An 18605-nucleotide genomic window follows, 5' to 3' on the forward strand; every position below is an offset into this window, starting at 1 on the left:
GGCGAACGGTTCGGCCAAATGGCTTTCGCGTCTGGGTGATCATTGATACGCGTTCGGGTGATCAGGCCAGCGTGACGAGTTCCAGGTAGTCCGCGGACCAGTGGTCCTCGGTCCCATCGGGAAGCACGATCACTCGCTCGGGGTGCAGTGCGTTGGCCGCGCCCGGGTCGTGGGTCACCAGCACCACAGCGCCCTCGTAGCGGCGCAGCGCGTCCAGCACCTGCTCCCGACTGATCGGGTCGAGGTTGTTGGTCGGCTCGTCCAGCAGCAGCACGTTGGCCGCTGAGCTGACCAGCCCGGCCAGCGCCAGCCTGGTCTTCTCGCCACCGGACAGCGTGCCGGCGATCTGCTTGAGCTGGTCGCCGGAGAACAGGAAGGCGCCGAGCAGGGTCCGCAGGCGTTGCTCCGGGGCGTCCGGGGCGGCGTGCCGGATGCAGTCCCACACGGTGGCGTCCAGGTCCAGGGTGTCGTGCTCCTGGGCGTAGTAGCCCAGCCGCAGCCCGTGGCCCGCCAGCACCTCGCCGCTGTCCGGCTGCTCCTGCCCCGCGAGCAGCTTCAGCAGCGTGGTCTTGCCGGCGCCGTTGAGGCCCAGCACCACCACCCGGCTGCCCCGGTCGATCGCCAGGTCCACCCCGGCGAAGATCTCCAGCGAGCCGTAGGACTTCGCGAGCCCCTCAGCGGTCAGCGGGGTGCGGCCGCACGGCGCGGGTTCCGGGAACCTGATCTTGGCGACCTTGTCGTTCTGCCGTACGTCGTCGAGCCCCGCGATCAGGTTGTCGGCCCGGCGCGCCATGTTCTTGGCGGCCACCGCCTTGGTCGCCTTGGCACCCATCTTGGCCGCCTGCAGGTGCAGCGCGGCGGCCTTCTTCTCCGCGTTGGCCCGCTCGCGGCGGCGGCGCTTCTCATCGGTGGCGCGCGCGTCGAGGTAGCGCTGCCAGGACAGGTTGTAGCTGTCGATCTCGCTGCGGGTCGCGTCCAGGTACCAGACCTTGTTGACCACGGCGCCGAGCAGCTCGGTGTCGTGGCTGATCACCACCAGGCCACCCTCGTGGCGCTGCAGGAACGACCGCAGCCAGCTGATCGAGTCGGCGTCCAGGTGGTTGGTCGGCTCGTCCAGCAGCAGTGTGGTGGCCGAGCGGCCGCCGGAGCCGGCATCGCTGGCCGCGTACAGGATGCGGGCCAGCTCGACGCGGCGGCGCTGACCGCCGGAGAGCGTCTCCAGGGTCTGCTCCAGCACCCGGTCCGGCAGCCCGAGGTGGGCGCAGATCCGGGCCGCCTCACTCTCCGCTGCGTACCCGCCGAGCGCGGAGAAGCGCTCCTCGATGCGGCCGTACTCGCGGACCGCGCGGTCCCGCTCGGCGCCGTCCACCAGCTCGGCCATCGCGCCCTGCGCCTTCTCCATCTCGCGCAGCAGCTGGTCGAGCCCGCGCGCGGAGAGCACCCGGTCCTTGGCGGACACCGAGAGATCGCCCTCGCGCGGGTCCTGGGGCAGGTAGCCGACCTGGCTGGTGGCGGTGACCGAGCCGCCGTAGGGCTGCGCCGAACCGGCCAGCACGCGCATGCTGGTGGTCTTGCCGGCGCCGTTGCGCCCGACCAGGCCGATCCGGTCGCCGGCGGCCACCCGCAGGTTGGCGCCCGCGACCAGGGTGCGCGCGCCGGCACGCAGTTCGATGTCGGTCGCGGTGATCATGCGGGACCAGCCTGGGCCGTAGCGGCGAAAGCCGCGAGAACCACGAGAACCAGTTGCCAGGGGACGAGCCAGGACACGGGAAGAACTCCAAACGAGTGTCGGACAGGGCAGTCTGGCCCGCCAGCCGTGGCTGGTGGGCATCCAGGCGGCTTAGCTCGTCCGGACCACGCACTCCAGTGTAAAGGAAGGGGGTACTCCGATTAGGGTCAGCGTCCATGACCGCTGTCACCCCCGACCTGTCCGACCTCACCGGCCGCGTCGCCGTCGTCACCGGCGGCAGCCGGGGCATCGGCTACGGGATCGCCGCCGAGCTGCTCTCCCGGGGCGCCTCGGTGACGATCACCGCCCGGAAGCCCGACGAACTCGCCGCGGCCGCCGAGAAGCTCGCCACCGACGTCCCGGACGCCGCGAAGCGGGTGCTCGGGCTGCCCGGCAACGCCGGCGACGCGGCGTCCCGGGCCGAGACCGTGGCCACCACGGTCGAGCGCTTCGGCTCGCTGGACATCCTGGTGAACAACGCCGGCGTCAACCCGGTCTACGGCCCCCTGATGGACGCCGACCTGGACGGCGTGCGCAAGGTCTTTGACATCAACGTGGTGGCCGGGCTTGGCTACCTGCAGGAGGCGTACCGGGCCTGGATGGGCGAGCACGGCGGCGCGGTGGTGAACCTCGCGTCCACCGCCGGGTTCCGCTCCACCGGGGTGATCGCCGCCTACGGGGCGGCCAAGGCCGCGCTCATCCGGCTGACCGAGGAGCTGGCCTGGCAGCTCGGCCCGTCGATCCGGGTGAACGCGGTGGCCCCGGCCGTGGTCAAGACGAAGTTCGCCAGCGCGCTCTACACGGGGCGCGAGGAGCAGGTGGCCAACGCCTACCCGATGAAGCGCCTCGGCACCCCGGAGGACGTCGCCCAGCTGGTCGGCTTCCTGGTCTCCGACGCCGCGTCCTGGATCACCGGCGAGACCGTCCGGGTGGACGGCGGCATCCTGTCCACCGGCAGCCTGGGCTGAGCTCGCGCCACTGTGCTGGACGTGTTGGTGGTCGGCGCCGGGCCGGCCGGGCGCGCGGTGGCCGCCGCCTGCGGTGAGCGCGGGCTGCGCACCCGGGTGCTGGACCCGGCGCCGGGCCGGCCGTGGCGCGCGACCTACGGCGCCTGGCTCGACGAGCTGCCCGCCGAGCTGCCGGACTCGGTGGTGGCGGCCGCGGTGGCGGGCCGGGCCATCGCGGCCACTGAGCACCCGCTGAACCGGCGCTACGCGGTGCTCGACGTGCCGGCCCTGCGCGCCCACCTGGACGAGCGGCTCGCCGCCGCCGGGGTGCGGGTCGAGCGGGGCCGGGCCGAGCGGGGCGCGCTGCCACCGGCCGGGCTGGTGATCGACGCCGGCGGCGCGGCGCAACCGCTCTCGGTGCGGCGGCCCCGGCCCCGGGTGCGCGCCGAACAGACCGCGGTCGGTGTGGTGGTGCCGGCCGAGCTGGCCGCGCCACTGCTGCCGGCCGGTGACGCGCTGTTCATGGACTGGCGCCAGCACGGCGGCCCCGGCGGCTGGCCGACGTTCCTCTACGCGGTACCGCTGGGCGGCGGCCGGGTACTGCTGGAGGAGACCTCGCTGGCCCGCCGGCCGGGCCTCGACCTGGACACCCTCACCGCACGGTTGCGCGCGAGGCTCGCCGCGCACCGGATCCGGCCGCCCGCCGACGCCCCGCGCGAGGTGGTGCGCTTCGCTCTCGACCTGCCGCGCCACGCCGGCCCCGGCGTACTCGGCTTCGGCGCGGCCGCCCCGCTCACCCACCCGGCCACCGGCTACCAGCTGGCCGAGGCGCTGCGGCTTGCTCCGGCGGCGGCCGCGGCGGCGGCCACCGCGCTCCCCGACGGGCCGGCCGCCGCGCTCGCCGCGACCCGGGCGGTGCTCTGGCCGGCTCCGGCGCGGGCGGTGCACCTGCTGCGCCGGCGTGGCCTGGAGAGCCTGCTGCGACTGCCGCCGGCGCAGCTGCCGGCCTTCTTCGAAGGATTTTTCGCGCTGCCGGACCGCCGGCGCCGCGCCTACCTCAGCGGCCGAACCGATTTCGCCGGTACCGCCGCCGCTATGACGGGTATGTTCGCGACCACGAGCTGGCCGGTCCGACTTCGCCTGATTGGGTCTTCATTGCTGGTCAGCGCCCCTCCCGAGTCAACCACATGGAGCAACGTGGAGTAGTTTCTGACCTAACAGACGCCACAAGAAGGAGGCTCCCGGTGGGCTCCTACCAGAAAATTGTCGTGGGTACGGACGGCTCCGACACCTCGCTGCGCGCGGTGGACCGTGCCGGCTCCATCGCCGGCGACAGCAGCGCCGAGCTGGTCATCGTGTGCGCCTACGAACCGGCCAGCCGCGAAGAGGTCAGGGCCGCCGCCGACGCCCTGGGCAGCGAGGCCTACCAGGTGGTCGGCTCCGCGCCCGCCGAGAGCCTGCTGCGCGACGCGGCCACCCGGGCCCGCTCCGGCGGCGCCCAGAAGGTCGACACCATCGCCGTGCAGGGCAGCCCGGTCGAGGCGCTGAGCGACGCCGTGGACGACCGCAACGCGGACCTGCTGGTGGTCGGCAGTGTCGGGCTCAACACGCTGAGCGGCCGGATCCTGGGCTCGGTCCCGCAGAGCGTGGCCCGCCGTTCCGGCGTCGATGTGCTCATCGTCCATACGACGTGACCGATCACGCTCCCGCCAGGGAGCGCGTCTGGCTGGGCCGGCTCGGCCGGCTGCTCGACCTCGGCACCAGTCCCGAGGTGCGGCAGGACGACGACGCCCGGCACCGGCAGTTCGAGGAGCTCATCCTGGGCGGGCCTCGGCGCTACACCAGGGCCCAGCTGCTCGCGGAGAGCGGCATGGATCCCGATCTCATGATCCAGCTGTGGCGCTCCCTCGGGTTCGCCGAGGTGCCGGATGACGAGGTCGTCTTCACCGAGGGCGACCGGGACGCGCTGAGCCAGCTCGAGCTGCTGCGGCAGGCGGGATTGCTTCCGGTCGCCGTCGAGGACGCGGTGGCCCGTTCGGTCGGGCAGGCGATGGCCGGCCTGGCCGACTGGCAGATCGAGATGCTGTACCAGCTGTTCGACTACGGGCACCGCACCGTGGACGAGCGCGAGATGATGGAAATCACCGAACGCGTCATCCCGCTGCTCGAGCAGATGCAGGGCTACGTCTGGCGACGGCACCTGGCCGCCGCGGCCGGTCGGGTGCTCGCCGCGACGCCCGGCGAGTCGGAGACCCAGACCCTCACCGTGGGGTTCGCGGACCTGGTCGGCTTCACCAGGGCCACCCGCCGGCTCAGCCCGACCGACCTGACCAAGCTGATCGGGGACTTCCAGGGCGTGGCCACCGACGTGGTGGCCACCTGCCGGGGCCGCGTGGTCAAGACGGTCGGTGACGAGGTGCTGTTCGTCGCCGACGCCGCACCGGACTGTGTGGAGATCGCACTCCAGCTGGTCGAGCGGCTCGCGGCCACGCCGTCGCTGCCGGAGCTGCGGATCGGCCTCGCGGTCGGCGAGGTGGTGACCCGGTTCGGCGATGTCTACGGCGAGGCGGTCAACATCGCCGCCCGGCTCACGGCACACGCGCGGCCAGGTCGGATCCTGGTGGATCGCAACCTGGCCGCGGCACTCGAGCACGACTCACGCTTCCGACTGCATTCGCGCCGGCCTCTGGCTGTCCGGGGCTACCGGCACCTCCAACAGTGGGAACTGACTCGCGCGGACTCCGAATCCTCTTACTAGGCCGCCTCTGGAAGGCTGCCCCCTAGAACGCGTCTCTAGGCGACCGTCGACTCCTGGTACGACTGCTGCTTGATCTTCGCCGGCCGGCCGCGACCCCGCTTGAACGGGATCACCCGCCCCCGCTCGAAGATCTCGCCGCCCCAGACGCCCCACGGCTCGCGCCGGTTCAGGGCGCCGGCGAGGCACTGCCTGCGGATCGGGCATTCCTGACACAGGGCCTGCGCGCGGCCCAGCTGTTCCGGGTGCTCGGCGAACCAGAGGTCCGCCTCCTCGGTACGACACGGCAGCCCTACCTCGGCGCCCGGTGCGGCTGCGAGCAGCCCACCAAGGTCGGGAGCCAGGGTGTACTGCGAGCTGCCCGCACTGATGGTTCCGCCGTCAAGCGGAATCTTCGCGACGAACACTGTCTTACCCCCTCTATCACTGAGCGACACGGGTCGCTCAGTGATTCAGCCTGCCGGGTGGCGGCTTTGGGGGCGTCCCTCTCACGGACCGAACCATCTCCTCCTTAAGGTGGACAACAGCCCAACCTGAAGGATGAGATGTGCGGCTGACCTGCGGGTTCGTCAAAAGACACGCAGGTGGCGCCTGGGCGGCGCGCGAAGGATGCTACGTAAGTAGTACCCCGAACGATTCGGAACGCTACCAGCGTAGGACGCAGCGCCCTAGCGTTAATTGCTAGGAACCCTCATAGACATAGCGGGCTCATAACAATCGGCCGGTCCGAGCGAGGGTGTCAGACCGTGAAACCGAGCGCCCGGAGCTGCTCCCGGCCATCCTCGGTGATCTTGTCGGGGCCCCACGGCGGCATCCAGACCCAGTTGATCTTGACGTCGTCCACTAGGCCGCTGCCGCCGGAGCCGACCAACGCGGAACGGGTCTGGTCCTCGATGACGTCGGTCAGCGGGCAGGCCGCCGAGGTGAGTGTCATGTCCACCAGGGCGACCTTGTTGTCGTCCACCCGGATGTCGTAGACCAGGCCGAGATCGACCACGTTGATGCCCAGCTCGGGGTCCACGACGTCGCGCATCGCTTCCTCGAGGTCGTCCAGGCTCGGCGTGCCGGCGCTCGGTGCGGCGGCCGGCTCGGGCATGCCTGCCGCGCCGCGCACCACCTCGGTGCCGTCGGTGTCGGTTGCGGGTGTCGTGTCGGGCTGTACGTCAGTCACTTCTTTGCTCCGTTCACTCCCGGTGCCGTGCCGGATCCCTCTGTGCCGCGGACGACCGCGTCCTTGAACGCCATCCAGCCGAGCAGCGCGCACTTCACTCTGGCCGGGTACTTTGCCACGCCCGCGAAGGCCACTCCGTCACCGAGTACGTCCTCGTCCGGCTCGACCGTGCCCCGACTCTGCACCATCTCCTGGAACGCGTCCAGGATGCGCATCGACTCCGCCACGCTGCGCCCGACCACCAGGTCGGTGAGCACCGAGGCGGCGGCCTGGCTGATCGAGCAGCCCAGCGCGTCGTAGGACACGTCGGCGACCACGAGCGAGTCACCGGTGTCGGTGGCGGCCGTGCCGTTGCTCTTGAGCGACACCCGCAGCGTCACCTCGTCGCCGCAGGTCGGGTTGACCTGGAAGGACTCGGCGTCGAACGGTTCCCGCAGGCCGGCGCCGTGCGGGTTGCGGTAGTGGTCCAGGATGATCTCCTGGTACATCTGGTTGAGCTGCATCAGGCAACCCCGAAGAACTTCTGCGCGGTGCGGACGCTGTCGATCAGCACCCGGACCTCGTCGACCGTGTTGTAGACCGCGAAGCTGGCCCGCACGGTGGCGGCCACCCCGAAGCGGCGGTGCAGCGGCCAGGCGCAGTGGTGACCGACCCGGACGGCGACGCCCTCGTCGTCCAGCACCTGACCCACGTCGTGCGCGTGCACGTCGTCCACCACGAAGGACACCGCGCCGCCCCGGTCGTCCAGGCCGGTCGGACCGATGATCCGCACCCCGGGCAGCTCGGCGAGCCCGGCCAGCGCCGCCGAGGTGAGCTCGCGCTCGTGCTCGGCGACGACGTCCATGCCGATCGCGGTCAGGTAGTCGACCGCGGCGGCCAGCCCGACGGCCTGCGAGGTCATCGGCACGCCGGCCTCGAAGCGCTGCGGCGGCGGTGCGTAGCTCGAGCCCTCCATCCGGACCAGCTCGATCATCGAGCCGCCGGTGAGGAACGGCGGCATCGCGGCGAGCAGGTCCTCCCGGCCGTAGAGCACTCCGACCCCGGAGGGTCCGAGCATCTTGTGCCCGGAGAACACCGCGAAGTCCACCCCGAGCGCGGCCAGGTTCACCGGCCCGTGCGGCACCGACTGGCAGCTGTCCAGCAGCACCAGCGCGCCGACCTCGCGGGCCCGGCGGACCAGCTCCTCGACCGGGTTCACCGTGCCGAGCACGTTCGACTGGTGCACGAAGGCGACCAGCTTGGTGCGCTCGTTGATCAGGTTGCGCGCCTCGTCGGAGTCGAGGTCCAGCCGGCCGTCCGCACCCACCGAGAACCAGCGCAGGGTGGCACCGGTGCGCCGGCAGAGCTCCTGCCAGGGCACCAGGTTCGCGTGGTGCTCCATCTCAGTGACCACGATCTCGTCACCGGGGCCGACCGCGAACCGGGAGGCCGGGTCGCCGGCGCCGTAGCCGATGCTGGCGTTGCTGATCGCGTAGGCGACCAGGTTGACGCCCTCGGTGGCGTTCTTGACGAACACCACCTCGCCCGGCTCGACACCGACGAACCGGGCGATCCGGGCCCTGGCCGACTCGTACGCGTCGGTGGCCTCCTCGGCGAGCTGGTGCGCGCCGCGGTGGACCGCCGCGTTGTGCTGCTCGAGGAACGCCCGCTCGGCGTCCAACACCTGGCGCGGGCGCTGCGAGGTCGCCCCGGAGTCCAGGTAGACCAGCGGTTTACCGTCCCGCACGGTGCGGGACAGGATCGGGAAGTCGGCCCGCAGCTTGCCGACATCAAGCTCGGTCACGTCGGGCTCCCTACTGGGCGGCGGTGGCTGAACCGCTGGTGAAGCGCACGTAGCCGTGCTCCTCCAGCTCGTCGGCCAGCTCGGCGCCACCGGAGGCGACAACCCGCCCGGCCGCGAACACGTGCACCACGTCCGGGGTGATGTGCTTCAGGATCCGGGTGTAGTGCGTGATCAGCAGGACCCCGACGTCACCCTCGGCCTTGTACCGGTTGACCCCTTCGGACACCACCCGCAGCGCGTCCACGTCGAGCCCGGAGTCGGTCTCGTCCAGGATCGCGAACTTCGGCTTGAGCAGGGAGAGCTGCAGCACCTCGTGCCGCTTCTTCTCACCGCCGGAGAAGCCCTCGTTCACGCTGCGCTCGGCGAACGCCGAGTCGATCTCGAGGTCGGTCATCGCGGCCTTGACCTCTTTGACCCAGTGGCGCAGCTTGGGGGCCTCGCCGCGCACCGCGGTGGCCGCGCTGCGCAGGAAGTTCGACATGGAGACCCCGGGCACCTCGACCGGGTACTGCATGGCCAGGAACAGCCCGGCCCTGGCGCGCTCGTCCACGCTCAGCGCGAGAACGTCCTCGCCGTCCAGCAGCACCTCACCGGAGGTGACCTCGTACTTGGGGTGGCCGGCGATCGCGTAGGCCAGGGTCGACTTGCCGGACCCGTTCGGACCCATGATCGCGTGCGTCTCGCCGGACCGGACGGTCAGGTCGACGCCGCGCAGGATCTCCTTCGCTTCCGGATCCGACCCGGACCCGGCCCGTACCTCTACGTGCAGGTCCTTGATCTCAAGGGTGGACATGTGTGCTCGTGCTCCAGATCGTGTGTGGTGGGAAGTGTCGAACCGGACGGAGGCGTCTACCGTTCGTCGTTCATGGCGGCCAGCTCGGCCTCGACAGCTGCTTCGAGCCGCTCGCGCAGCGCCGGCACCGAGATCCGGTTGATGATCTCGTTGAAGAAGCCGCGTACCACCAGGCGGCGGGCGACCGTCTCCGGAATGCCCCGCGAGCGCAGGTAGAACAGCTGCTCGTCGTCGAACCGGCCGGTCGCGCTGGCATGCCCGGCGCCGGCGATCTCGCCGGTCTCGATCTCCAGGTTGGGCACCGAGTCGGCGCGGGCACCCTGGGTCAGCAGCAGGTTGCGGTTCAGCTCGAAGGTCTCGGTGCCCTCGGCCCCGGCCCGGATCAGCACGTCGCCGATCCACACCGTGTGCGCGTCCTCGCCCTGCAGCGCGGACTTGTAGACCACGTTCGAGCGGCAGTGCGGCGCGGAGTGGTCGACCAGCAGCCGGTGCTCCAGGTGCTGCCCGGCGTCGGCGAAGCTCAGCCCGGCCAGCTCGGCGTCCCCGCCGGGCCCGGCGTAGCGCACCGTCGGGCTGATCCGCACCAGGTCGCCACCGAGGCTCACCGTGGTGGCGCGCAGCGTGGCGTCGCGGCCGACCAGGATGTGCTGGGCGCCGACGTGCACCGCGTCGTCGGCCCAGTCGTCGATCACCACGAGGGTCAGCTTGGCGCCGTCGCCGAGCACCACCTCGACGTTGTCGGCGAGCGTGCCGGAACCGGTGTAGTCGAGGACCACGACCGCCTCGGCATGGGTGCCGGCGCGCAGCTGCAGGTGGGCGAGCGCGGTGCGCCCGGCGCCCGGGCCCGCCACCGTGATGGTGACCGGCTCGAGCTGGCCCTCCATGGTGACCACGGTGGCCGCCGGGGACCCCGACCACGCCAGCGCCGCCACCCGGTCGGCCGGCGCGCCGGCCTCCCCGATGCGCGGGTCGGCCGCCGGGTCGGCGGCCGCCACCGTCTCCACGGTCAGGCCCTCGGTCGGTCCGGACACCCGGAACTCGGCCTTGCCGTCGATCAGAGCCGTGGCTGTGTCCAACGGCCCGGCGAGCCCGCGTAACCGGCGCATCGGGGTGAAGCGCCAGTTCTCCTCGCGCCCGCTGGGTACCTCGAAGGCCGCCGGGTCGTAGGAGGTGAACCGCTCCCCCGCCGACGCGGCGGGCACCACTCCGGTGCCCTTCTTCGCCCCGGCGAGCTCCGGGGCCAAACCACTGACCTCTGTCGTCATCCGACAGAACCCTCCATCTGCAGCTCGATCAGCCGGTTCAGCTCCAGCGCGTACTCCATCGGCAGCTCGCGGGCGATCGGCTCGACGAATCCCCGGACCACCATGGCCATCGCCTCGTCCTCGGTCAGACCACGGCTCATCAGGTAGAAGAGCTGGTCCTCACTGACCTTGGACACGGTGGCCTCGTGGCCCATCGACACGTCGTCGTTGCGCACATCCACGTAGGGGTAGGTGTCACTGCGACTGATCTGGTCGACCAGGAGTGCGTCGCACTTGACCGTCGAGCGCGAGTGGTGCGCTCTCGGGTTCACCCGCACCAGGCCCCGGTACGAAGTGCGTCCGCCACCCCTGGCCACGGACTTGGAAATGATCGTGGAACTGGTGTGCGGCGCCAGGTGGGTCATCTTGGCGCCGGCATCCTGGTGCTGGCCCTCACCAGCGAACGCGATGGACAGCACCTCGCCCTTGGCGTACTCGCCCATCAGCATGACGGCCGGGTACTTCATGGTCACCTTGGAGCCGATGTTGCCGTCGACCCACTCCATGGTGGCGCCGGCTTCGGCCTTGGCCCGCTTGGTGACCAGGTTGTAGACGTTGTTCGACCAGTTCTGGATCGTCGTGTAGCGGCACCGGCCGCCCTTCTTCACGATGATCTCCACCACCGCGCTGTGCAGCGAGTCCGAGGAGTAGATCGGCGCCGTACAGCCCTCGACGTAGTGCACGTAGGCACCCTCGTCGACGATGATCAGCGTCCGCTCGAACTGGCCCATGTTCTCGGTGTTGATCCGGAAGTAGGCCTGCAGCGGGATGTCCACGTGCACGCCGGGCGGCACGTAGATGAAGGACCCGCCGGACCACACCGCACCGTTGAGCGCGGAGAACTTGTTGTCACCGTGCGGGATGACCGAGCCGTAGTACTCCCGGAACAGCTCCGGCTGCTCGCGCAGCGCGGTGTCGGTGTCCAGGAAGATCACGCCCTGCGCCTCGAGGTCCTCACGGATCGCGTGGTAGACGACCTCGGACTCGTACTGCGCGGCGACACCGGAGACCAGCCGGGCCTTCTCCGCCTCCGGGATGCCCAGCTTGTCGTAGGTGTTCTTGATGTCCGCCGGCAGGTCGTCCCAGGTGGCGGCCTGCTTCTCGGTGGACCGCACGAAGTACTTGATGTTGTCGAAGTCGATGCCGGACAGGTCGGCACCCCAGCGCGGCATGGGCTTGCGCTCGAACAGCTTCAGCCCCTTCAGCCGGCTCTCCAACATCCACTCCGGCTCGTTCTTCAAGGCCGAGATGTTCGCGACCACGTCGGCCGAGAGACCGCGCCGGGCGTTGGTGCCGGCCGCGTCGGAGTCCGCCCAGCCGAAGGCGTAGTTCCCCAGGGAGGCAATGGTCTCCTCCTGGGTGAGCTGCGTCTGGGGCGTCTCAGCCGTCCGCTCAGGAGCGGTAGTCATACGCGCTGCCTCCCTTTCGGGATGGTTGTGGTGGTTTCGTTCTGCCGCTCGGCGCGCGGTTGGTGGCCGCGATCGGGAATGCCGAGTGGGACGTGTGTGGTGCACGCGGCGTCGCCGCGGGCGATGGTGGCAAGCCGTTGCACGTGGGTGCCGAGCAGCTCGGCGAACACGTGGGTCTCCGCCTCGCACAGCTCCGGGAACTGCGCCGCGACGTGCGCCACCGGGCAGTGATGTTGACAGAGTTGCTCGCCGTTGCCGGTCCGGCGCGCCGCCGCCGCGTAGCCCTGGGCGGTCAGCGCCTCGGCCAGCGCGCTGGCCCGCTCGGCCACCGTCTCGCCCTCGGTGATGCCGATCCGGTGCCGCTCGACCAGCTCGGTGGCGCGGCGCTCGGCGAAGTGCCGCACCGCGTCCGGGCCACCGGTCTCGGCCAGGTAGCGCAGCGCGGCGACGGCCAGGTCGTCGTAGCCGTGCCCGAACCGCACCCGGCCGGCCTCGGTCAGCAGGTACAGCCGCGCCGGCCGGCCCCGTGCCCGGGGGCCGCGGCGGGGGGCCTCGCGGGTGGTCGCCTCGCCGTCGGCGAGCATGACGTCCAGGTGCCGGCGGACGGCGGCGACACTGAGCTCCAGCTCGGCGGCCACCTCGACGGCGGGCACCGGGCCGTGCTCGAGCAGCTGCCTGGCCACCGCGACCCGGGTGCCACCGTCGGAGACCGTGGCGCGGAGGCCGGAATCGGCCGTCCCGGCGCGCACGCCCTCGTCCGGCGCCGGCCTCTCGACCGTCGCCGGAGCAGCTCCGGTGGTTTTCACAACACCAGTGTTGCGTATTTCAGCTCGCACGTCCAAGGCGGGCCCCCCGTGGTGACCCGCCTCACTCTGGACTCTCACTCCGCGCTGACGTTCGATGACGGCGAGTTGCGGCTGGGAACCGCGCCCGCCGGCCGGTACCGGCGGCTTTGCCACGCCCTGACCCGATCAGGGCATGCGGCGGACCCTGCCATAGGCTTTCCCGCTATGGCGGCGCCCGACCTGAGCACTCACCAGGCGGCTGAGGGGTCCCCTGAGTCGGCCGCCGGGACGGGTCCGGCCAGGTCGAACCACCCCAGCGCGAGCACGGTGCGGCGCTTCGGCATGACCGGCGCACTGCTGATGGCGATCGGCGCGCTCGGCGCCGGTGCGCTGCCGGTACCCAACCCCCTGTTCGGCACCCGGCTGTTGGGGCTGCCCTCCCGCAACGCGACGGTGTCCATCGCCATCACCTACGCCGGCATGGCGATGGTGGTGCTGGGCTGGCTGTGGCTGGGCCGGATGCTGAAGCGGGACCAGAACGGCGGCACGCCGCTGGCCAAGGGCTTCATCGCGCGCACCATGATGCTGTGGGCGCTGCCGCTGCTGGTGGCCCCGCCGCTGTTCAGCAAGGACGTCTACAGCTACCTGGCGCAGAGCGCGATCGCCGCCAGGGGGCTGGACCCGTACCTGCTCGGTCCGGCCGACGCGCTGGGCATCGACGACCCGCTCACCCGCAGCATCCCGACGGTGTGGCGCCCCACCCCCGCGCCGTACGGCCCGCTGTTCCTCTGGCTCGGCAAGTGGATCACCGGGCTGACCGGCAACGACGTGGTGCTCGGCATCTTCGCCCACCGGCTGCTCGCGCTCTGCGGGCTCGCGCTGATCGTGTGGGCCCTGCCCCGGCTGGCCAAGCGCCTGGACCTGGACCCTCGCTCCGCGCTGTGGCTCGGGGTCGGCAACCCGCTGGTGCTGTTCCACCTGTTCAGCGGCGTGCACAACGAGGCCCTGATGCTCGGCCTGATGCTCGCCGGGCTGGAGGTCGGGCTGGCCCGGTCCTGGCTACTGGGCACCGTCATCATCACCCTGGGTGCGGAGATCAAGATCCCGGCGGCACTGGCGCTGGGCTTCCTCGGCATGTGGGCGGCCCGCGAGCGCGGTGGCCGGCCCCTCGACGTGGCCAAGGTCGGGGTGTCGATGGCGGTGGTGTTCAGCGCGGTCATGGCCGGCGTCGCCTATGGCACCGGTCTGGGCTTCGGATGGATCAACACCCTCGACATCCCGACGCTGATCCGCAGCTGGGTATCGGTGAGCACCGACCTGGGCGTCATCGGCGGCCAGCTCGGCGTGCTGGCCGGGATGGGCGACCACACCACCCAGGTGCTCACGCTGACCCGGGCGCTCGGCGGCGTGGTGTCCGCCGCGATCTGTGTGTGGTTGCTGTTCGGCACCCTGCGCGGCCGGATCGACCCGGTCACCGGTCTGGGCTGCGGCCTGGGCGCCGTGGTGCTGCTCAGCCCCACCGTGCACCCCTGGTACCTGCTGTGGGCGGCCATCCCGCTGGCCGCGTCCACCGCCCGGATCCGCTACCGCCGCCTCTCGGTGGCCGGCTCGGCGATCGTCGCGCTGCTGGTGCCGCCCACCGGGGCCGACTTCTCCTTCCGCCCCTACCAGCTGCCGATGGCCATCGTCGCCGGCGCGGTCATCCTCTTCGTCCCGCTCTGGCTGGTGCGCCACCGGATCCCGCGCTAGCCGGAGCACTGTGTCCAGGGTCCCCTCAGGGGCGTCCCGGCGACTGTTCGACGACACGTAGAATCAACTCCTGTGAGACCCTCCCCCGCCGCCGCGTCGCTGGATACCGCGCTCACGGTGCACGGACTGGTCAAGCGCTACGGCGGGGTCGCCGCGGTGGACGGGATCGACCTGGTGCTGCCGGCGGCCTCGGTTCTGACGCTGCTCGGCCCGAACGGCGCCGGCAAGACCACCACCGTGGAGATCTGCGAAGGCTTCCGCCGCCCGGACGCCGGCGAGGTCCGGGTGCTCGGGCTGGACCCGGTGACCCAGGGCGAGCGGCTGCGGGCCCGGATCGGCGTGATGCCACAGGGCGGCGGTGCCTACCCGAGCGTGCGGGCCGGCGAGATGCTGCGGGTCATCGCGGCCTGCTCGGCCCGCCCGCTGCCGGTCGAGTGGCTGCTCGACGTACTCGGCCTCACCTCCTCCGCGCGCACCCCGTTCAAGCGCCTCTCCGGCGGGCAGCAGCAGCGGCTCGCGCTGGCCTGCGCCGTGGTCGGCCGGCCCGAGCTGGTCTTCCTCGACGAGCCGACCGCCGGGATGGACCCGCAGAGCCGCCACCTGGTCTGGGAGCTGATCGGGGCACTGCGCCGGGACGGGGTCTCGGTGCTGATCACCACCCACCTGATGGACGAGGCCGAGGCACTCGCCGACCAGGTGGTGATCATCGACAACGGCAAGGTCGTCGCCCAGGGCACCCCGAGCTCACTGACCGCGCGCAGCGGCGAGCAGCAGCTGCGGTTCCGGGCCCGCCCCGGGATGGATCTGGACGCGCTGGCCGGGGCGCTGCCGTCCGGCTACCGCACCGAGGAGCCCATCGCGGGCAGCTACCTGGTGTGCGGCCAGATGAACCCGACGGTGCTGTCCGCGGTCACCACCTGGTGCGCCGACCAGGGCGTGCTGGCCGACGAGGTGCGGGTGGCCCGGCGCAGCCTCGAGGACGTGTTCCTGGACCTGACCGGGCGGGAGCTGCGCTCATGAGTTCTTCGCCTGCGTCCCGGTTCCCGGCCGGCACCTTCCTGCCCTCCCCCGGCCGCGGCCACCTCGGTCGGATGCTGGCCACCCAGGCCGGGGTCGAGGTGCGGCTGGCGTTCCGCAACGGCGAGCAGGTGATGCTGACGCTGCTCATCCCGCTGGCGCTGCTGGTCGGGCTCACGCTGCTCAACGTGGTCCCGCTGCCCGCGCCTCGGGTGGCCATGGTGGCGCCGGGGGTCCTCGCGCTGGCCGTGTTGTCCACCGCGTTCACCGGGCAGGCCATCTCGCTGGGCTTCGACCGCCGCTACGGGGTGATCCGGCGGCTGGCGGCCACCGCGCTGCCCCGCTGGCTGCTGGTGGCCGGCCGGCTGGTGGCCGTGCTCGGGGTGGTCGCCATCCAGCTGGTCGTGCTGGGCGCGGTGGCCGTCGCGCTTGGCTGGCGCCCGGCGGCGGCCGGGGTGGGCTGGGGGCTGTTGCTGGTGCTGCTCGGCTGCGCGGCGTTCGGCGGCCTCGGCATCCTGCTCGGCGGCACGCTGCGGGCCGAGATCGTGCTCGCGGTGGCCAACGTGATCTGGTTCGTGCTGCTGCTCGGCGGCGGCATCGTGCTCCCGGTGTCGCAACTGCCCGCCGGCCTCGCCGAGGTGGCTCGGCTGCTGCCCTCCGGAGCGCTCGCCGAGGGACTGCGGACCGCGCTGGTGACCGGGCAGTTCCCCGGGATCTCCCCGCTCCTAGTTCTGCTCGCCTGGGCCGCCGTCGCCGCCGGGGTGGCCGCCCGCACCGTCCGCCTGCGCTGAGCCGTTCGTCCGTCGCGGCGCGGCCGCGCGTCCGTCGCGGGTCGGGCCGGTCGGGAGCGGTCTGTGCGGGGCGTCGGAACCGGCCGCCTACGATGGCTCGGTGCCCCGTTCCACCCTGTTGAGCAGGCTCCCCGCCACCCCGCCTCGGGTCATGCGAGCACTGGCCATCGCGGCACTGGTCGCCAATGCGGGCATCGCGGTGACCGGCTCGGTGGTGCGGGTGACCGGGTCCGGCCTCGGCTGCCCGGCCTGGCCGTCCTGCTTCCCGGGCAGCCTCGTCCCGGACCCGCGCTACGACGTCGCGCCCCTGCACCAGTGGGTGGAGTTCAGCAACCGGCTGCTCACCGGCGTACTCAGCGCGGTCGTGGCGGCCTGCCTGCTCGCCGCGCTGAACACCCGGCCGCGCCGGCGCCGACTCACCCTGCTCGCGGTCTCCATGCCGGCCGGCGTCGTCGTCCAGGCGGTGATCGGCGGCATCACGGTGCTCGCCGGGCTGGCCTGGTGGACCGTGTCGGTGCACTACCTGGTGTCCATGGTGCTGGTCTGGCTGTCCGTGCTGCTGGTCCGCGCGACCGGGCAGCTGGACGGACCGCCGGTGCCGGCGCTGCCCGCCGCCGGCCGCGGGTTGGTCGCACTGAGCACGGTCGCGCTGGGCGCTCTCCTCGCCGCCGGCACCCTGGTCACCGCCGCCGGGCCGCACGCCGGCGACGCGAAGACCCCCCGGCTGGGCCTCGGCGTGCCGCAGATGGCCCAGCTGCACAGCGACCTGGTGATCGGCTACCTCGGTCTGCTGGTCGGGCTCGGCTTCCTGCTGCGCGCGGTCGACGCGTCGGCGGTGCTGCGGCGGCGGCACTGGGTGCTGGTCGCCGCGGTGCTCGCGCAGGGCGCGCTGGGTGGGATCCAGTACGTGCTCGGGGTGCCGGAGGTGTTGGTGTCGCTGCACGTGCTCGGCGCCTGCCTGACCACCGCGGCCGCCGCCGCGCTGTGGGCGGCCAGCACGGACCGGCCGCCGGTCCCGACGGTGCGGCCCGGCACCGACGGCGCTCCGGGGACCAGTACGCCGGATGCCGCGACCTCGTCGACGCCAGCCGGCAGCCACTCCCGCTGAGCCAGCTCCGCTCCGGCTGAGCACCGCACTCAGACCGTCGGAAAGGTTACGGCGGCGGCCCGCCGCGGCGGGCAGAATCGGCGGCGGATCTCACGGGCGGATCTCACGGAGGGAGCACGATGCGCGCGGTGCAGGTGGAGCAGACCGGCGGACCTGAGGTGATCAAGCTCGTCGAGCTGGACGACCCGGTCCCGGCCGAGGGCGAGCTGCTGGTCGAGGTCGCGGCCGCCGGGGTGAACTACATCGACACCTATCTCCGGTCCGGGCTCTACCCCAGGCCGACGCCGTTCGTGCTCGGCCTGGAGGGCGCCGGCACGGTCCGCGCGCTCGGCCCCGGGGCGACCGGCTTCGCGGTGGGCGACCGGGTCGCCTGGTCGGAGGCGCAGGGCAGCTACGCCACGCTGGCTGTCGTGCCCGCCGCTCGTGCGGTGCACATCCCGGACGCGGTGACCGATGAGCAGGCCGTCGGTGCGCTGCTGCAGGGCATGACGGCGCACTTCCTGGTGACCAGCACCTACCCGGTGGCGCGCGGCGAGTCGGTGCTGGTGCACGCCGCCGCCGGAGGCGTCGGACTGCTGCTCACCCAGCTGGCCACCGCGCGCGGCGCGCACGTGATCGGCACGGTGTCCACGCCGGAGAAGGCCGCGCTGGCCAAGGACGCGGGCGCCGCCGAGGTGATCCAGTACACCCAGGTCGCCGACCTGGCCGCCGAGGTCCGGGCCCTGACCGACGGCCAGGGGGTCTCGGTGGTCTACGACGGGGTCGGCAGGACCACGTTCGACGCCAGCCTGGCGAGTCTGCGCCCGCGCGGCATGCTGGTGCTGTTCGGCGCCGCCAGCGGGCCGGTGCCCCCGGTGGACCCGCAGCGGCTCAACGCCGGCGGCTCGCTCTACCTGACGCGGCCGACGCTGTTCCACTACGTGGCCAGCCGCAAGGAGCTGGAGTACCACTCCGGTGAGGTGTTCGCCGCCGTGGCCAACGGCACGCTGAACGTGCGGATCGGGCAGCGCTACCCGCTGCGGGACGCCCGCCGGGCCCACGAGGACCTGCAGGGCCGGCGCACCACCGGAAAGCTCATCCTGCTCCCCTGACCCCGCACTGAACCCCTTGTTACCGAGCTGCACACCAGGCAGGTTCCCGGCGCTCACAACCTGCCTCCTGTGCAGCTCGGTAACAACAGGCCGGCGCGTGGGTCAACGGGCCGGCGCACTGATGACCCGCTGAGTCAAGAAGGTCGGCAGTCCTGAACCAGCGGACCCGGCAC

The 18605-nt window shown here is 72.0% G+C and carries 18 protein-coding genes; 9 read left to right on the top strand and 9 right to left on the bottom strand.

Features of this window, described 5'->3' with window-relative positions; all coding sequences use genetic code 11:
- Positions 1-61 precede the first annotated feature (61 nt).
- The gene (locus ACTXG6_RS38680; RefSeq protein ID WP_445184273.1) at positions 62-1690 is read right to left on the bottom strand and encodes an ABC-F family ATP-binding cassette domain-containing protein; all 1629 of its coding nucleotides are present in this window, start codon (positions 1688-1690) and stop codon (positions 62-64) included.
- Positions 1691-1905: 215 nt separating this feature from the next.
- On the opposite strand from ACTXG6_RS38680, the gene ACTXG6_RS38685 reads away from it, so the two are divergent.
- Genes ACTXG6_RS38685 through ACTXG6_RS38700 form a run of 4 tightly spaced genes read left to right on the top strand, consistent with a single transcriptional unit; the run spans position 1906 to position 5434 of the window.
- On the top strand, positions 1906-2697 hold the full coding sequence (locus tag ACTXG6_RS38685) for an SDR family oxidoreductase (RefSeq protein WP_445184274.1): 792 nt from the start codon (positions 1906-1908) through the stop codon (positions 2695-2697).
- Between the two features lie 12 nt (positions 2698-2709).
- The gene (locus ACTXG6_RS38690; RefSeq protein WP_445184275.1) at positions 2710-3882 is read left to right on the top strand and encodes a lycopene cyclase family protein; all 1173 of its coding nucleotides are present in this window, start codon (positions 2710-2712) and stop codon (positions 3880-3882) included.
- A 38-nt stretch (positions 3883-3920) separates the two neighbouring features.
- On the top strand, positions 3921-4370 hold the full coding sequence (locus tag ACTXG6_RS38695) for a universal stress protein (RefSeq protein WP_445184276.1): 450 nt from the start codon (positions 3921-3923) through the stop codon (positions 4368-4370).
- Positions 4367-5434: an adenylate/guanylate cyclase domain-containing protein gene (locus ACTXG6_RS38700; protein ID WP_445184277.1), complete on the top strand. Its 1068-nt coding sequence runs from the start codon at positions 4367-4369 to the stop codon at positions 5432-5434. The genes ACTXG6_RS38695 and ACTXG6_RS38700 overlap by 4 nt, the downstream gene beginning before the upstream one ends.
- 35 nt (positions 5435-5469) lie before the next feature.
- Here the strand turns inward: ACTXG6_RS38700 and ACTXG6_RS38705 are convergent, their stop codons facing one another.
- From ACTXG6_RS38705 to ACTXG6_RS38740, 8 genes are all read right to left on the bottom strand, one after another.
- A complete protein-coding gene (locus ACTXG6_RS38705; RefSeq protein ID WP_445190225.1) occupies positions 5470-5775 on the bottom strand; it encodes a WhiB family transcriptional regulator in 306 nt (101 codons plus the stop codon).
- 395 nt (positions 5776-6170) lie between these two features.
- The gene (locus ACTXG6_RS38710; protein WP_445190226.1) at positions 6171-6527 is read right to left on the bottom strand and encodes a metal-sulfur cluster assembly factor; all 357 of its coding nucleotides are present in this window, start codon (positions 6525-6527) and stop codon (positions 6171-6173) included.
- Positions 6528-6598: 71 nt separating this feature from the next.
- Positions 6599-7105: a Fe-S cluster assembly sulfur transfer protein SufU gene (sufU, locus tag ACTXG6_RS38715; protein WP_445184278.1), complete on the bottom strand. Its 507-nt coding sequence runs from the start codon at positions 7103-7105 to the stop codon at positions 6599-6601.
- Positions 7105-8385 carry a cysteine desulfurase gene (locus tag ACTXG6_RS38720; protein WP_445184279.1) on the bottom strand — a complete coding sequence of 427 codons (1281 nt, stop codon included), beginning with the start codon at positions 8383-8385 and terminating at the stop codon, positions 7105-7107. The genes sufU and ACTXG6_RS38720 overlap by 1 nt, the downstream gene beginning before the upstream one ends.
- A 10-nt stretch (positions 8386-8395) precedes the next feature.
- Positions 8396-9178: a Fe-S cluster assembly ATPase SufC gene (gene sufC / locus ACTXG6_RS38725; RefSeq protein WP_445184280.1), complete on the bottom strand. Its 783-nt coding sequence runs from the start codon at positions 9176-9178 to the stop codon at positions 8396-8398.
- A 56-nt stretch (positions 9179-9234) separates the two neighbouring features.
- Entirely contained in the window at positions 9235-10443 is a 1209-nt protein-coding gene (gene sufD, locus ACTXG6_RS38730; RefSeq protein WP_445184281.1) for a Fe-S cluster assembly protein SufD, read from the bottom strand.
- The gene (gene sufB / locus ACTXG6_RS38735) at positions 10440-11891 is read right to left on the bottom strand and encodes a Fe-S cluster assembly protein SufB (protein ID WP_445184282.1); all 1452 of its coding nucleotides are present in this window, start codon (positions 11889-11891) and stop codon (positions 10440-10442) included. The genes sufD and sufB overlap by 4 nt, the downstream gene beginning before the upstream one ends.
- Positions 11888-12640 (bottom strand): helix-turn-helix transcriptional regulator, encoded by a 753-nt coding sequence (locus tag ACTXG6_RS38740; RefSeq protein ID WP_445184283.1) that lies wholly within the window; start codon positions 12638-12640, stop codon positions 11888-11890. Before ACTXG6_RS38740 ends, sufB begins: the two co-directional genes overlap by 4 nt.
- 261 nt (positions 12641-12901) lie before the next feature.
- Here ACTXG6_RS38740 and mptB point away from each other — a divergent pair, with 261 nt between their 5' ends.
- The 5 genes from mptB (at position 12902) to ACTXG6_RS38765 (ending at position 18432) form a co-directional block, all read left to right on the top strand.
- Positions 12902-14425, top strand: a complete 1524-nt coding sequence (gene mptB, locus ACTXG6_RS38745; protein ID WP_445184284.1) for a polyprenol phosphomannose-dependent alpha 1,6 mannosyltransferase MptB — start codon at positions 12902-12904, stop codon at positions 14423-14425.
- A gap of 72 nt (positions 14426-14497) precedes the next feature.
- Positions 14498-15445, top strand: a complete 948-nt coding sequence (locus tag ACTXG6_RS38750) for an ABC transporter ATP-binding protein (protein WP_445184285.1) — start codon at positions 14498-14500, stop codon at positions 15443-15445.
- Positions 15442-16233: an ABC transporter permease gene (locus ACTXG6_RS38755; protein ID WP_445184286.1), complete on the top strand. Its 792-nt coding sequence runs from the start codon at positions 15442-15444 to the stop codon at positions 16231-16233. The genes ACTXG6_RS38750 and ACTXG6_RS38755 overlap by 4 nt, the downstream gene beginning before the upstream one ends.
- A gap of 100 nt (positions 16234-16333) precedes the next feature.
- A complete protein-coding gene (locus ACTXG6_RS38760; protein WP_445184287.1) occupies positions 16334-17341 on the top strand; it encodes a COX15/CtaA family protein in 1008 nt (335 codons plus the stop codon).
- A gap of 119 nt (positions 17342-17460) precedes the next feature.
- Positions 17461-18432, top strand: a complete 972-nt coding sequence (locus ACTXG6_RS38765; RefSeq protein WP_445184288.1) for a quinone oxidoreductase family protein — start codon at positions 17461-17463, stop codon at positions 18430-18432.
- Positions 18433-18605: the final 173 nt, after the last annotated feature.

The sequence above is a fragment of the Pseudonocardia sp. Cha107L01 genome, from assembly GCF_052566575.1.